This window comes from Robertmurraya sp. FSL R5-0851, from assembly GCF_038002965.1.
Taxonomy (GTDB): domain Bacteria; phylum Bacillota; class Bacilli; order Bacillales; family Cytobacillaceae; genus Robertmurraya_A; species Robertmurraya_A beringensis.
On the sequence record NZ_JBBOOE010000001.1, the window covers coordinates 1,728,903 to 1,744,284 of the forward strand.

Annotated in this window: 13 protein-coding genes; 12 read left to right on the forward strand and 1 reads right to left on the reverse strand. The window is 36.6% G+C overall.

The features are described 5' to 3' along the window. The first annotated feature begins 2 nt into the window (after window positions 1-2). The 3 genes from MKX65_RS08900 (at window position 3) to MKX65_RS08910 (ending at window position 3,903) form a co-directional block, all read left to right on the forward strand. On the forward strand, window positions 3-770 hold the full coding sequence (locus MKX65_RS08900; protein WP_160545493.1) for an ATP-binding cassette domain-containing protein: 768 nt from the start codon (window positions 3-5) through the stop codon (window positions 768-770). After that, window positions 770-1,498: an ATP-binding cassette domain-containing protein gene (locus tag MKX65_RS08905; RefSeq protein ID WP_160545492.1), complete on the forward strand. Its 729-nt coding sequence runs from the start codon at window positions 770-772 to the stop codon at window positions 1,496-1,498. Before MKX65_RS08900 ends, MKX65_RS08905 begins: the two co-directional genes overlap by 1 nt. A gap of 173 nt (window positions 1,499-1,671) precedes the next feature. After that, window positions 1,672-3,903 (forward strand): helix-turn-helix domain-containing protein, encoded by a 2,232-nt coding sequence (locus tag MKX65_RS08910; RefSeq protein ID WP_160545491.1) that lies wholly within the window; start codon window positions 1,672-1,674, stop codon window positions 3,901-3,903. A gap of 61 nt (window positions 3,904-3,964) precedes the next feature. On the opposite strand, the gene MKX65_RS08915 is transcribed toward MKX65_RS08910, so the two are convergent. After that, window positions 3,965-4,951 carry an alpha/beta hydrolase fold domain-containing protein gene (locus MKX65_RS08915; protein ID WP_160545490.1) on the reverse strand — a complete coding sequence of 329 codons (987 nt, stop codon included), beginning with the start codon at window positions 4,949-4,951 and terminating at the stop codon, window positions 3,965-3,967. Window positions 4,952-5,338: 387 nt separating this feature from the next. Here MKX65_RS08915 and MKX65_RS08920 point away from each other — a divergent pair, with 387 nt between their 5' ends. The 9 genes from MKX65_RS08920 (at window position 5,339) to MKX65_RS08960 (ending at window position 15,334) form a co-directional block, all read left to right on the forward strand. Next, entirely contained in the window at window positions 5,339-6,193 is an 855-nt protein-coding gene (locus tag MKX65_RS08920; protein WP_160545489.1) for a 3-hydroxyacyl-CoA dehydrogenase NAD-binding domain-containing protein, read from the forward strand. A gap of 18 nt (window positions 6,194-6,211) precedes the next feature. Beyond that, window positions 6,212-6,991 carry an enoyl-CoA hydratase-related protein gene (locus tag MKX65_RS08925; RefSeq protein WP_160545488.1) on the forward strand — a complete coding sequence of 260 codons (780 nt, stop codon included), beginning with the start codon at window positions 6,212-6,214 and terminating at the stop codon, window positions 6,989-6,991. A gap of 77 nt (window positions 6,992-7,068) precedes the next feature. Then, complete coding sequence (locus tag MKX65_RS08930) at window positions 7,069-8,637, forward strand: class I adenylate-forming enzyme family protein (protein WP_340903294.1); 1,569 nt, start codon at window positions 7,069-7,071, stop codon at window positions 8,635-8,637. Between the two features lie 14 nt (window positions 8,638-8,651). After that, a complete protein-coding gene (locus MKX65_RS08935; protein WP_160545486.1) occupies window positions 8,652-9,071 on the forward strand; it encodes a thioesterase family protein in 420 nt (139 codons plus the stop codon). Between the two features lie 4 nt (window positions 9,072-9,075). After that, window positions 9,076-10,779 (forward strand): acyl-CoA dehydrogenase family protein, encoded by a 1,704-nt coding sequence (locus tag MKX65_RS08940; RefSeq protein WP_160545485.1) that lies wholly within the window; start codon window positions 9,076-9,078, stop codon window positions 10,777-10,779. Between the two features lie 44 nt (window positions 10,780-10,823). After that, the gene (locus MKX65_RS08945) at window positions 10,824-11,999 is read left to right on the forward strand and encodes an acetyl-CoA C-acetyltransferase (RefSeq protein WP_340903297.1); all 1,176 of its coding nucleotides are present in this window, start codon (window positions 10,824-10,826) and stop codon (window positions 11,997-11,999) included. Between the two features lie 274 nt (window positions 12,000-12,273). Continuing rightward, window positions 12,274-13,248 (forward strand): LacI family DNA-binding transcriptional regulator, encoded by a 975-nt coding sequence (locus MKX65_RS08950; protein ID WP_340903298.1) that lies wholly within the window; start codon window positions 12,274-12,276, stop codon window positions 13,246-13,248. Between the two features lie 202 nt (window positions 13,249-13,450). Further along, a complete protein-coding gene (locus MKX65_RS08955) occupies window positions 13,451-14,407 on the forward strand; it encodes an ABC transporter permease subunit (RefSeq protein WP_160545482.1) in 957 nt (318 codons plus the stop codon). 12 nt (window positions 14,408-14,419) lie between these two features. Then, the gene (locus MKX65_RS08960; RefSeq protein WP_160545481.1) at window positions 14,420-15,334 is read left to right on the forward strand and encodes a carbohydrate ABC transporter permease; all 915 of its coding nucleotides are present in this window, start codon (window positions 14,420-14,422) and stop codon (window positions 15,332-15,334) included. Window positions 15,335-15,382: the final 48 nt, after the last annotated feature.

Consider the following 15,382-nt stretch of genomic DNA (forward strand, 5'->3'; position numbering starts at 1 on the left):
TCATGTCAAAACTACTTGAAGTAAGGGGATTAACAAAACGATTTGGTGGAGTTACAGCGGTCTCTGATATCAGTTATGATGTAGGGGCTGGAGAAATCGTAGCAGTCATTGGACCAAACGGTGCAGGCAAAACAACTTTATTTAATATGATTTCTTGTTTTCTTTCTCCGACAAATGGAGAAGTATACTTCAAAGGTAATAAATTAACAGGACAAAAGATTCCCCAACTAGCTCACTTAGGGATATCTAGGACATTCCAGAATTTACAAATATTTCACAACTTGACTGTCCTTGAAAATGTAATGATGGGTGCTCATGTCAAGTTGAAAACCAATGTGGTGAATGCTGCCTTCCGACTCCCAAGGATTTTAAAGGATGAAAGAATTGCCTATGACCTAGCGTTAGATGCAATTCATTTAGTTGGCCTAGAAGAATTAATGTTCGAACAGGCAGGCCAGTTATCATATGGCCTTCAAAAGCAGTTGGAGTTTGCAAGAGCGATTGTTTATAAACCAGATTTAATTATGTTAGATGAACCAATGGCAGGTTTGAATGATTACGAAACCAATAGAATGGCAGATTATATTAAAAAATTAAAATCAGAAGGTAGTTCCTTTTTATTTGTTGAACATAAAATGGCGACGGTGATGGAGCTTGCAGATCGTATAATTGTCCTTGACTTTGGAAAGAAGATTGCGGAAGGAACTCCTGACGAAATACAACAAAATGCAAAGGTAATTGCTGCCTATCTAGGAGAGGAGGTTGTCTAATGCTAAAGGTTGATGGCGTAAGTACCCATATTGGGAAAATAAAAATTCTCCATGAGATCTATTTTCAGGTGGAAAAAGGACAAATTGTCTCAATCATCGGTGCAAACGGTGCTGGGAAAAGTACGCTGTTAAATACGCTTGCTGGACTTTATCGGCCAACATCTGGAACGATTACTCTTGAGAATGAAGTTATAAGCGGCTATCCAGCTAATAAGGTAGTTGAAAAAGGCTTAAGTCTCGTTCCGGAAGGCAGACAAATCTTTACTAACCTAACTGTAAAGGAAAATTTATTGCTTGGAATCTTTTCAAAATATTATAAGGAGAAGAAGCTAGCAGAAGAAAATTTAACGAAAATACTTGATATGTTCCCTGGATTAAAGAAACATTTGAAAAACCTTGGTGGAAATTTAAGTGGTGGAGAACAGCAAATGTTAGCCATTGGTAGGGGTTTGATGTCAAATCCTAAAATCATCCTTCTAGATGAACCTTCCATGGGGCTTGCACCGAAAATAGTAAATGAAATACTTGATACATTAATGATCATTAAAGAGGATTTAGGAACAATGGTCATATTAGTAGAACAGAATGTGAAAGCTGCACTTAAAGTGTGTGATCAAGCCTATGTCATTGATCAGGGAAGAATGATTATAAATGGAACAAGAGACGAAATAAGCTCTAATCCTCAGGTGATCTCAGCTTATCTTGGCATTAAATCAGCTGGAGCATAAAAAACGACAAATAGTAGATAAATAAATATATAGAAAAGTTTCAGCTATTAATCCCAAAGAGTAATCTATGGGATTTTACTGTTTACTAAAAAAAGAGTATAGTATTTTTAGTTAGTAAATTTTGAATATTTTTTGTTTTCAAAAATCAAATTCAAAAACGAGGGGAATGAGCTATGCCAAATACAGTAAAAGATCACCTTATGAAAAAATTAGAAAATCATTTACGATCAACTGCCAGACAACTAGTAAAGTTTGATACGGAAGAGGAAGTACTACAATATTTGACAGCTTCGTTTCAAAGTGAACTTTATTGTGATTTTGTAGGGGTTATCTTAAATCAAACAGGAAACTTCGTGACTAAAGCTTGGAGTGGAAACGTACCAGAACTCACCAACTATTTTCCCCTTGAACAAAAATATTGCTCCAGCAGACTTCTCCGACAAAGCCTAACGAATGAAAACGCTGATCCTCCTGAAACCTGTAATTTATCTAGAGTACTTAAAGAGGCAAAAATAAAAACATGGTTTACTGTTCCTTTATATGAAAGCGATTCCGATTTAGGTTTTTGTATCATTGGATTCCTAAATTATGTTCCACTATTAGAAATGGAGGCTCCTTTTGAAGAATTCGGTAAAGATATTGCTGTGGCAATGGAAATGGCTAGAGAAAAGAAATCACAGTTAAAAAAGATCGAAGGGATTGAATGGATTGGCAAAAACCTTTCTCTTAATGCTCCTATTGAAAAGCACATTGAAGAGTTAACATTAAGGGCTGGAAAAGGAACAAATGCTGATTTGGCTTGTATTTATTTATATGACGAAAAGGAAAATTGTTTTATATTCCAACCGCCTTCCTATGGAGAGAAACAACATCCTGATTCAATTATGATTGAAGATAATTATAAGCTGAATAAATATTTTCCATTTCTCGAGAAGCCAGGAGGCACTCAACTAACCATCCCTTTAATCATAGAATTACGTACAATTGGCGTATTGCATATCGAGAACAATAATGAAGATGTATTTACAGAAAATGACTTGAGACTATTAGAGCTATTGTCTAATCATGTAGCGACCATGTTAGAAAATGCACGACTATTTAACAGTGAGAAGGAGCATAAAAATCGCCTCCAATTTCTTTTAGATTTCCAACAAGCGCTTGTAAAAGAAACAATAGAAGTGGATGGTTTTGATGGCATTACCTCGATGCTTTCGAATCTATTTCAAAATCCAGTGATTTTATTTGACCGTTTTTTGCAGCCAATTTCAGTCCATATGAATAATAGAGTCAATCAGGGTCAGCTTCTCGATCAACTTACCGAAATTGTACAAAGAGAAAAGGGAAAATTAAAGAGTCCAGACTACTTTTTAATTAAGGATTCAGGTGATCCCTCCGCCTTTTTTTCGTTCTTGATGGTACATGGGGGAGGAAGTTTACTAGGATATCTTGCCGTACGCAGAATGGGCCAAGAAATGGATGAGATCGATCGTTTAACAATTGAACTTGCTCGTAATATATATTCACTCCAATTTATTAAGCAAAAAATCATACTAGATGCAAAAGAACAGACAAAAGATAGTTTTATTAGTAAATTATTATCTAAACAAGTAGAAGATAAAGAGGGAATTTTACAGTTTGCAAATGTTTTTCAATGGGACCTATTTCAAAGCCATCAACTATGTGTTTTGTCTATCATTTTGGATGAAGATGAAGTAAAAGGATCCAATCTTTTTGAACAACAGTCAAAAAGGAACCTTATATGGGATTATATTAAATCACATTTACCAGAAAAAGATTATGCCATCATAACGGCAACCCATGAGGAGAAAAATGTGTTAATAATTCCATGTGAAAATGAAGGGACACAATCGAAAAAATATTGGCAATTACTTTATACGAAGATCAACAAGTGGGTGGGGGAAACCAATATAAGGTGCAAAGTGTTTATGGGGATTGGAGGAATGACTAGTAACATACAAGACTACTTTTTAAGTTATCAGCAAGCCATTCAGGCACTAAATATTGTCAATAGTCGCTTACGTCAAAAAGGTTATATGCTATTTGATGAACTTGGTTCATATGCGATCCTTCATCACTTAAACTACTCCATGGAAGTTGCCCTGTTTGTAAGTAATCAACTTGGACGGCTTCTATCTTATTCAGAAGGGAAAAATACCGATCTTTGCAATACTCTTCATACGTTTCTACAAAATAATGGGAATGTTAAAAATACAGCTGAAGAGCTTTATATACATAGAAGTTCTTTGCTATATCGCCTTGAAAGAATAGAATCTCTATTAGATGTTCAGTTAAGTGATGCAGAAGTGAGATTTAATTTAATGCTAGCTTTAAAACTTCATGATATGTACGGCCAAGAAATAGAGAGAAACCTCTTATTAAGATGAAAGTAGCAATCTTAAAAAATGGCCAATTATCTTTAAATAAGATTTTTGGCCATTTTTCTAATTATTTATTTTCTTTTCCCTTTAAATGTGAATCTAAAAAGTCAATGATAAGATTAACAATTTTTGGCTGAGCCCAAACATCTCCACCGTGACCAGCACCCTTTACAACATAACGAGTTGAATCTACCCCTTTATTTATTAATGCTTCATGGAGAATTTGTGTTTGATTCGGTGAAACTAGCGTGTCTTGATCGCCATGCATTAGCAGGAAAGGAGGGTCATCATTTGTTACATAAGTAATTGGATTTGCTTTTGCAGCCTTGTCAGGATGGTCAAGAATGGAACCGCCCGGTCCAAATACTGCTGCCCCATTAACCCACATAGCTTCAGGTGCTGAAGGAGACTTATGAATTTCTTGCACTTCTTTCGAATAACCTTCCCCTACTTTTGTTAAATCTGAAAGTCCGTACAAATCTATAACGGCATTGACTTTACTGCTTACATCGAGGAAATCACCCTTGTCATACTCTTTTATATTATTTGTTGTACCTGCTAATGCAGCAAGATATCCTCCCGCAGAAGAACCCATGACAGCAATTTGATTAGGATCGATTCCATACTTTGCAGAGTTGGCACGTAAATAGCGAATAGCAGACTTAACATCTTCGAGTGGTGCTGGGAAAGTACTCTGAGGAGTTACCCTATATTCAATACTAGTTACAACATAACCTGCTTCAGAAATATCCATTCTTTGCTGCAAATAGTTGTCTTTGTTAGCTGCCATAAACCCTCCACCAGTAATAAATACAACTGCTGGGAGTAGATCTTTACTATTAGGTTTTAAAATATCCATTTTTAATGGATAGTTTGGATATCCAAAAATAGATGGTTGAGAATAAACAACATCAGAAATCAAGCTAACAGATAATTTTTGAATGGGTACCTCTAGCTGTTTACTGGTGCTGTTTAAGGCACCTGCAATAACTGAAGTAGAAAGAAGAAGTGTTAATAAAACCGTAATGAAAAAGGTCCTTTTCTTAAATTTCATTAGTAATACCCCCTAGTTATTAAATCTATCATTAAAACGCTTTCGATTTTGGTGAATTTAATAACATTCTCCTTTCCTTATGAAGAAATTGTAGATCGTTATAGGATTAGGAACTTTATGCTAAATATAAGTGTATTTATCTTGAAAAATAAGCTCATTAAAGAGGGAAAAAAAAGTAGTTTTTCGTATAAATTGATAGTTGACATTATAGTATTACGGGTTACACCAAAAAAAATCTATAAGTCTTATAAGAAGATAATTTCTTTACTATAATACGACGAAAAATCATAAGTATTTTCCTACATAGTGTAGGTACAAGGAAACATTCATTATTAGTTATAATGAATTTACAGAAATTATTAAAAATTCAAAAAAGGAGTTGCGACAATGACCACTCAAACAATCGGTGTTGTAGGAGCTGGATCCATGGGGACGGGTATTGCAAACCTAGCTGCAATTAATGGATTCAATGTTGTATTAAGAGATATTGAGGAGCAATTTTTAGAAAACGCTTTAAATCGAATGAGTAAGTTTATGGATAAAAGTGTTTCAAGAGGAAAATTAACAGAAGAACAGAAACAAGAAGCATTAAGTCGTATACAAACAACCACTCAATTAGAGGATTTGAGGGATGTTGATATCGTAATTGAAGCGGTTATCGAGGATTTAACATTAAAAAAGGAAGTATTCTCAAGCCTCGATCAGATTGTCCGTGAAGGTGTCATTATCGCGACAAACACATCCTCTATGTCAATCACTGAGATTGCTTCGGCAACCACTCGTCCTGAACGAGTAGCAGGAATGCATTTTTTTAATCCTGCACAAATCATGAAGCTAGTAGAAGTGGTACGTGGATATAAGACTAGTGATGAAACGGTAGAAGAATTGAAAGCGCTATCTATAAAGCTAGCAAAAGAACCAGTTGAAGTTAAAAAAGACTCACCAGGATTTATTGTTAATCGTATTATGCTTCCACAGTTTATCGAAGCGATCAAACTAGTTCAAGAGGGAGTGGCCTCTTATGAAGATATTGATAAAGCAGTGAAACTGGGATTGAATTACCCAATGGGCCCTTTTGAGCTTCAAGATTTTGCTGGAGTAGATATTGGTTACCATGTAATGGAGTATTTTAAAAAAGAGTTTAATAACAACTTTTATGCACCGCCACTTCTTTTAAAGGAAGTTATTCGAGCAGGAAGATATGGGAAGAAAACAGGTGCAGGATTTTACGAATATGAATAATGATTGGAGGAAAAGCGAATGAGTTATGAATTTTTATTATGTGAGATTAACAAAAATGTGGCTGTTGTTACAATTAACCGCCCACCTGTAAATCCCTTGAATACAAAAGTTTTTCAAGAATTAAATACTATATTTGGTGAGCTTGAGGCAAATGATGAGGTGCGGGCAATTATCCTTACTGGAAGTGGAGAAAAAGCATTTGTTGCAGGTGCTGATATCAATGAAATGGCTAACCTTGGACTTGTTGGAATTAATAAGATGAACAAAATTTCAAGAACGGTTTTTTCAAAAGTTGAAAATTTAACAAAGCCTGTTATTGCAGCAATAAATGGTCTAGCTCTTGGTGGGGGATTAGAACTAGCACTTGCTTGCGATTTACGGATTAGTTCAAGTAAAGCTAAGTTTGCATTCCCTGAAGTAGGACTTGGTATTATACCTGGCGGGGGCGGCACACAGCGTTTGCAAAAAATGGTTGGCCAGGGAGTAGCGAAGGAACTTCTTTACTTTGGCGAGATGTTTGATGCCTACCGTGCCTTAGAATTAAATATGGTTAACAAAGTAGTCCCTCTTGAAGATTTACTTGATACAGCACAGGAATGGGCTCTAAAGTTAGCCCAAAAACCACCAGTGGCTCTACAAATGTTAAAATTAGCCGTTAATACTGGAGGGAACACGGATCTAGAATCTGGCTTAATTATTGAAAGTGCTTGTTTTGCAAACGCCTTCTCTACAGAGGATCGAAAGGAAGGGTTACAAGCATTTATAGAAAAGAGAAAACCAATTTTTGCAGGAAAGTAGGGAAAGTTTTTATCAAATGAAGTATCCATAAACAATATGGGTACTTCATTAAATAAAAATGTTTTTTTCGAGGGGTGATGAAAAGAGTGGGAAAAGATCGAAATCTATTTTCGGTATATGGAATTTTGGAGTCTTCATCAAAAAATTATGGTCAAAATGAAGCATTATTTGATTTGAAAAGAGCAGTTACTTACTCACAGTTAAAAAGTGATGTTGATAAATTCGCAGTGGCTTTAACGAAACGAGGGATAAATAAGGGGGACCGAGTTGCAGTATCCTTACCCAATTGGTACGAAACAGTTGTTATTTTTTTTGCTGTAGCAAAAATTGGTGCTATCCTTGTCCCGTTTAATCCTAAATATAAAGCTCATGAAGTGAACCATATACTAACCAATTCTGAGCCAAAAGTAATTATTGTCTCTGAAGAATTTAACCATAATTTTGGGTTGAAAGAGGTACTGTTTTTAGTAGAAGAGGTTATTACTGTCCGTTTTTGTTGGGAAGGACTCTTATCCTTTCACGAAATCATGGACGAGGAATCTGTCTATCTGGACGAAGTACCAATAGATGTAGATCAGGACGTATTTTGCATTTTATATACCTCTGGTACGACGGGTGTTCCAAAAGGCGTCATGGTTACTCATCGTAGTGTCGTACAATCTGCTAATACAATGGGTGTGGAACTCTTTTTTTCTGAAAAAGATGTACTAATTCTTCCTGCTCCTTTATTTCATATATTTGGTATGGCAGTTAATTTGTTTTGCGCTGCCTTCACAGGTTCTCGTATCGTGTTATTGGAGAAGTTCCAACCAACTGAAATGCTACGTTTAATTGAACAGGAAAAAGTAACGATTTTAAATGGCGTACCTACCATGTTTATTAAACTACTAGAAGTGGAAAACTTCGATCAATATAATTTGTCTACGCTACGAACTGGTGTTGTAGGAGCATCCCCGATTCCGCCATCAAAGGTGAAAGAAATTCGGTATCGCATGGGAATTAACCTTTGCCAATCATTTGGAATTACTGAGACGGTTACCGTTACAATGACTCCTTACGATGATAACGAAAAGAATATTACAGAAACCCTAGGAAAGCCAATTCCTGGAGTAGAGTTAAAAATTGTTGATAGTAATCGTAACGCGTTAGCTCCTGGAGAAAAAGGGGAAATCGCGATTAAGAGTTTTGGCACAATGAGGGGATATTATAAAATGCCAGAGCATACAGCAGCAGTGATCGATCATGAGAATTGGTACTATACTGGTGACCTTGGCACTCTTAATGATCAAGGCTATTTAACATTTGTCGGTAGAAAAAAAGAAATGATTATTCGGGGTGGACTTAATATTTATCCACAAGAAATTGAGTCTGTACTCGCAAGGCATCCCAAAATAGTAGAGTCTGCTGTAGTAGGTTTGCCTGATGAGACCCTAGGAGAGTTAGTGTGTGCGGTTGTTCAATTGAAAAGTGGCGAAGAGTGTACAGAGGAAGAAATCATCAATTATATAAAGAACCATATTGCCTTATATAAGGTCCCTCAAAAAGTAACTTTCACAAGTAAATTCCCGGTAACAGCAAGTGGGAAAATTCAAAAAATAAGGCTTCGCGAAGAAATAAGTAATACTAATTCTACTATTCAAAGTTAAAGGAGGTAAGAAAAATGAAATCGGAATATCATTTTCAAGTACGGTGGGGAGATACGGACGCGGCAGGTATCGTTTATTATCCAAATTTCTTTAAATGGATGGATGAAGCAACACATGCTTTTTTTACAAAAATAGGTTATCCTTCTTCAAAGCTTTTTGCAGAACAGCAAATTGGGGTACCTCTGTTAGAGGCGAATTGTGCATTCAAGAGCCCCCTCGTGTTTGAAGACCATATTGTTGTACAAAGCTCAATAGAAGAGTTGCATAACAAAGTCTTTAAAATTAAGCATGTTTTTATAAAAGAAGGCCAAATCGTTGCCGAAGGTTATGGAGTCCGTGCATGGGCCTCTTTTGCTGGTAAACCAAAAGCCCAAACTATCCCAGACTATATTCGTGAAAAGATGGAATCTCAAGTCAAAGCAATGGAGGGATAGTTACATGCTTATTGAAAAAAGGCAAAATCATCCATTTTTATATACTGGTAGATTACTAGGGGACATTCTTACACCAGAGGACTTTCATGATGAACATCAAATGATAGCAGATTTGGCAAGTAAATTTGTGATGAACGAGGTTTATCCAAAGTTAGAAAAAATTGAAAATCAGGAGTTTGAGGAAACCGTTTCATTAATGAAAAAAACTGGTGAACTAGGTCTTATACGTGCAGATATCCCTGAAGAGGATGGTGGTCTTGGATTAGGGAAGGTTAGTGCAACCATTATTTCTGAAAAGATGGCACTTGGTCGTTCGTTTGCTATTACTTTTGGGGGTCAAACCGGGATTGGAGCATTACCTATTGCTTATTTTGGAACGAATACCCAAAAAGATACGTATCTTCCAGAAATCTTGAGTGGAGAAAAAATTGCTGCATATGCTTTGACAGAACCATCTTCAGGAACAGATGCAATGAGTGTGAAAACAATAGCCGTCTTATCTAAGTGCGGAAATTATTATGTATTAAATGGGGAAAAACAATGGATTACAAATTCTGCGTTCGCTGATATTTTTATCGTGTATGCGAAAGTGGATGGGACACAGTTTACCGCCTTTATTGTTGAAAAGAGCTTTAAAGGTGTGTCTACAAGTGCAGAAGAAAAGAAGATGGGGCTTAAAGGGTCTTCTACTCGATCACTTATTTTAGAAAATGTACGGGTTCCTATAGAAAATGTTATTGGAGAAGTAGGTAGGGGACATAAAATTGCTTTTAATGTATTGAACATTGGCCGTCATAAGATTTCTGCAACATCACTCGGTACAGCTAAACGAGCTATTGAACTGGGAGTAAAATATGCCAACCAACGAATGCAATTTGGTCAGTGTCTTTCTTCCTTTAATCTAATTAAGAATAAAGTGGCTGATATGGTAATTAAAACTTATGTCAATGAAAGTGCTATCTATAGAACAGCGGGAATGATGGAAGAAGGCTTCGATTATATGAAAAAAACTGGGGATGATTTTGCTACTACAATTGCACCTTATGCAGTAGAGTGTTCCATTAATAAAGTCATGTCTACAGAAGCTTTAGATGAAATTGTTGATGAAGCGGTTCAAATTCACGGTGGTTACGGTTATATGAGAGAGTATGAAATTGAAACCCTGTATCGTGATTCTAGAATTAATCGAATCTTTGAGGGAACAAATGAAATTAATAGACTACTCATTGCCACCACTGTCTTTAAAAACCATGCAGATTTATCTGAAGGCGAAGAGTGGAAAAATGGGTTACTTCAACATGAAAGACAGATTCTTCAACTAATAAAAAAATTATTTCATGCTGCTATTCAGTCTATAAATAAGAATAGCCTTAGTAATTTTCAAATAGAGCAAGAAATTGCCGCATTACTTGCTGATATGGTTATTACTATTTACGCTATTGAAAGCGCTATTTTAAGAACGGAAAAATTAATCATGAGATGGGGGGAGGAAAAAAACAGGCAGAAGCTTGATTGTACTAAAGTATATACTCATGAAGCTTCACAACAGATTGCACTCAGGGCATTAAACATGATTAACCATTTTGGTGATGAAGAAATCTTCTCACGATTTGCTAGTCGATTGATTATGAGCAGTTCAGAAAATAATGTGTTAATCAAACGAAGAATTGCTGATGTTGTATTAGAGAAAGAACGTTATTATTGTTAATTTGATCGCTTTCATCTGAGCGTTTTATAAGGAGTGGGGGAAACATGAGCAATATTGTTTTGGTGGATGGGGCACGAACGGCATTTACAGAAATTTCAGGTACCTTTAGAGGGATTTCAGCTACCGATTTAGGGGTGGAAGCTGCACGAGGAGCGATTCTAAAAGCGAATATTAATCCCGAAGATATTAATCACGTCGTCTTTGCAAATGTTCAACAATCAAGTAAGGATGCACATATTTTAGCTCGTCATATTGGTTTAAAGGCTGGTCTACCTGTAGATGTTCCAGCTTTAACAATCAATCGCTTATGCGGTAGCGGTGTTGAAGCAATTATCACAGCAGCAAGGTATATTTTGACGAGTGAAGCAAATGCGGTACTTGCTGGTGGAACAGAAAGTATGAGTAATGTTCCTCATGTTATTCCAGGGATGAGGTGGGGTAGTCCGCTTGGTGGACCTGCTATTGAAGACTGGGTATGGGACGGATTATACGATACCGTCGGTGACTGCACGATGGCTGATACAGCAGAAAATTTAGCCGAAAAATATGGCATTTCTCGTCATGAGGCTGACATTCATGCACTTACCAGTCATGAACGGGCTCTAGCCGCAATAGAAAGGGGATATATGGCAGAGGAAATTGTTCCAGTTGAAGTAAAAGAAAGGAAAGCAAGTAAAATCGTTAATCAGGATGAACATGTCCGAAAAACCAGCCTGGAGAAGCTTGCGAAGTTAAAGCCTCGTTTTAGAGAGAATGGAATTGTTACTCCGGGAAATGCAAGTGGGATGGTCGATGGGGCAGCATCAGTTATTATCACTTCTAGTGGGTTTGCCGCTGAAAAAGGATTAAAGCCAATCGCAAGACTAGTATCGTGGGCAGTGGTGGGAGTTGACCCAAAATATATGGGGATTGGACCGGTTCCGGCGATTCAAAGTGCATTGCAAAAAGCAAACCTTACACTGAAGGATTTGGACTTAATCGAAATTAATGAGGCATTCTCGGCACAGTATCTTGCTTGTCAAAAAGAGCTGGGGTTTGATCCTGAAATTGGAAACGTAAATGGTGGTGCGATTGCTCTAGGACACCCACTAGCGGCAAGTGGGACGAGAATTACTCTTTCTCTAGCTTATGAGTTACAAAGACGTGGTGGAAAATATGGTGCATCTGCTGTCTGCATAGGTGGGGGACAAGGAATCGCTACGATTTGGGAGAGGTTATAAAAATATTTAATCTGAAAAGAAGTAAATGTAATCGCACGGTGAGCTTTCACTAGTGCGATTATTTTTATACATAGAAAAGGGAATAAAAAAATTAATTAGCTGCAATATGGAAGCGGCTTCCTGTGGAGTTTGTTGCTGAAAATAATGGCTATGCAGAGAGGCGGTGTCTTCTTTTTTATTTTGAAAATTCTTTTTAAAAAACCGTTGAAACGTTTCAATTAAGATGTTATGATGAATTTATGAAAACGCTTTAATTGTTTTGGGGGTATTATTAGTGCCAAGTATAAAAGATGTTGCAGACTTAGCAGGAGTTGGGGTTGGCACTGTTTCACGTGTCATAAATAAGAATCCCACTGTAAAGCCTGAAACAAGGGAAAAAGTAAATGCAGCTATTAAAAAATTGAACTACATACCAAATGAAGTAGCACGAAACTTTAAGATGCAAAAATCAACGATGGTGGCGTTATTGCTCCCAAGTATATGGCATCCGTTTTTTTCAGAGTTCGCTTATTACATTGAAGATGCACTCGATAAAGAAGGATATAAGTTAATGCTTTGTAATAGCGGGGGGAGACCGGATAAAGAAATCTACTATCTTGATATGCTTAATCAAAACAAAGTAGCTGGCATTATAGGGATTACCTACAATGAGATTGAAGATAGTGTGAGTACGGATATTCCGATCATCAGCTTGGACCGACATTTCGGGAAAAAGATTACATGTGTCACTTCAGATAACTATACCGGTGGTCGAATGGCCGTAAAGGAGCTTGTAAAGGCGGGGGTAACCAAGGTTGCCTATCTTGGAATTACTAGTTCTGTATATAGTGAAGTTTTGCTTCGCAAGAAAGGATTTATGGATGAAGCGGAGGCACAAGGAATTGAATACGTGACTTACGAAGAGCACGATGCTGTTTATGATGATGACACCTTCTTTTATGATTTCTTTAGCAAAAAAGAACACGAAGATGTAAATGGCATTTTTGCCAATACTGATCTGCTTGCAGCTAAATATATAGATAAAGCAAAACAAAAGGGAATTCTTATTCCTAAGGATGTAAAAGTGATCGGTTATGACGGCATTCAAGATAATAAGCTGTTTCGTCCATTTTTATCAACGATACGGCAACCAGTCGAAGAAATGGCAAGGATGTCTGTGGAGCTCCTATTAAGAAAGATTGAAGGAGAAACGTTAGACCAAGATATTTATCGAGTTCCGGTTATGTATAGAGAAGGAGAAACAACGTAAGTTTTTTTAGTCTTTAGAATGAAACGTTTCAAAAAGGTTGTACTCAACTCCCTATTAAGCTTAAAGGGGTTGGGGATTACTTTACTAACAAATTGAAACGTTTCAAAAATAATTATGAGATGCATAAAAAATTTTAAAACAGATTGGAAACGTTTCAACGGAGAGATTCATCTCAAAAAAACACATATAAGTGGGGGATAGCATGGAAATAGCTAGAAAGGCAGATCCAGTAATCAACTCAACTACCACAGTGAAAAAAGGATTGAAGCTCAAAAAAATCTTAACAAATTATCAGCTTTATTTATTTCTTTTACCCGCATTAATCTATTTTATAGTTTTCCATTATGTACCTATGTATGGAGTGTTGATTGCATTTAAAGATTTTGTGGCTACAAAAGGGATTATGGGAAGTCCATGGGTTGGATTTAAACATTTTGAGAGGTTTTTTGATTCCTACCAATTTTGGTCTTTGATAAAAAATACTCTTGGACTGAGTGTTACACAACTAGTCGTTGGATTTCCTCTTCCGATTTTCCTCGCTCTTATGTTAAACCAAATGAGAAGTGAGAAATCGAAACGGTTTGTCCAAACAGTCGTTTATGCACCGCATTTTATTTCCGTTGTTGTTTTAGCCGGTATGATATATGTGTTCTTTTCCAATAACGGATTGATCAATAATATGATCCTAATGTTCGGTGGAGATCCTATCTCCTTTATGGCAAAACCTGAATGGTTTAAACCATTATATATTGCATCTGGAGTATGGCAGGAGACAGGCTGGGCTGCCATCATCTATCTAGCAGCTCTTGCAGGAGTAAGTCCTGAGTTACATGAAGCAGCGGTTATGGACGGTGCAAATAAGTGGCAGCGAATCTTCCATGTGGATATACCAGCTATCATGCCTACTGCAGTTATTTTATTAATCTTGTCAGTGGGAAGCATTATGAACATTGGTTTTGAAAAGGCTTACTTATTGCAGACACCGATGAATCAGCCGTCGGCAGAAATCATTCCTACTTATGTATACAAAATGGGTTTACAGCAAGCTCAATATAGCTTTGCTGCTGCGGTTGGCTTATTTAATGCAGTGATTAATTTGATTTTACTAGTAGCTGTAAACAAGTTCGCAAAGAGATTATCAGGTACAGGATTATGGTAGGGGGTGCCAAAGATGAGTTTACTAACATTAAAGAATAAAAAGATTACTAGAAGATCGAAGGAAGATCGAGTGTTTGATGCCATTAACGTGTTCCTAGTGGCGCTCATTGTGATATTAGTTATTTATCCTTTGTACTTTATTGTTATTGCTTCCTTTAGTGATCCTAATATGATTTACGAAGGTAAGGTGTGGTTGCTACCAAAGGAAATCACTTTTGAAGGATACGAACGAATTTTCAGAGATAGCAAGATTTGGTTGGGGTATAAAAACTCTCTCATTTATACAGTGGTTGGGACGATTGTAAATGTATCGTTCACATTAATGGCTGCTTATGCTTTATCAAGAAAGGATTTATATGGAAGAAATGTGATCATGTTCTTGTTCCTAATGACGATGTTTTTCTCAGGTGGATTAATTCCAACGTATTTAGTTGTAAAAAATTTAGGACTGTTGAACACCATGTGGGCACTTATTTTACCAAAGGCAGTAGCTGTGTGGAATGTGATTGTAGCAAAAACATATTTCGAGAGTTCCATACCCAATGAACTTTTAGAGGCTGCCAAAATGGATGGATGTTCCGACGCGAAGTTTTTTTGGAAAATAGTCTTACCTTTGTCCAAACCGATTGTTGCTGTCATGGTGTTATTTTACGCGGTCGGACACTGGAACTCCTACTTTGATGCACTCATCTACTTGAATAACGAAAACTTATATCCACTGCAGCTCATTTTACGAAATATATTAATTCAAAATGAGGCGTCTACCATGATGATAAGCGACCTAGAGTCATTAGCTGCGAAGCAAAGAGTTTCTGAGTTAATCAAGTATGGTGTCATAATTGTTGCTTCTGTTCCGTTACTAATCGTCTATCCTTTTGTTCAAAAGTATTTTGTAAAGGGTGTAATGATTGGCGGAATTAAAGGTTAATACAAAAAAATGATCAAAAATGAGGGGGAAAAGAAATGCTTAAATCAA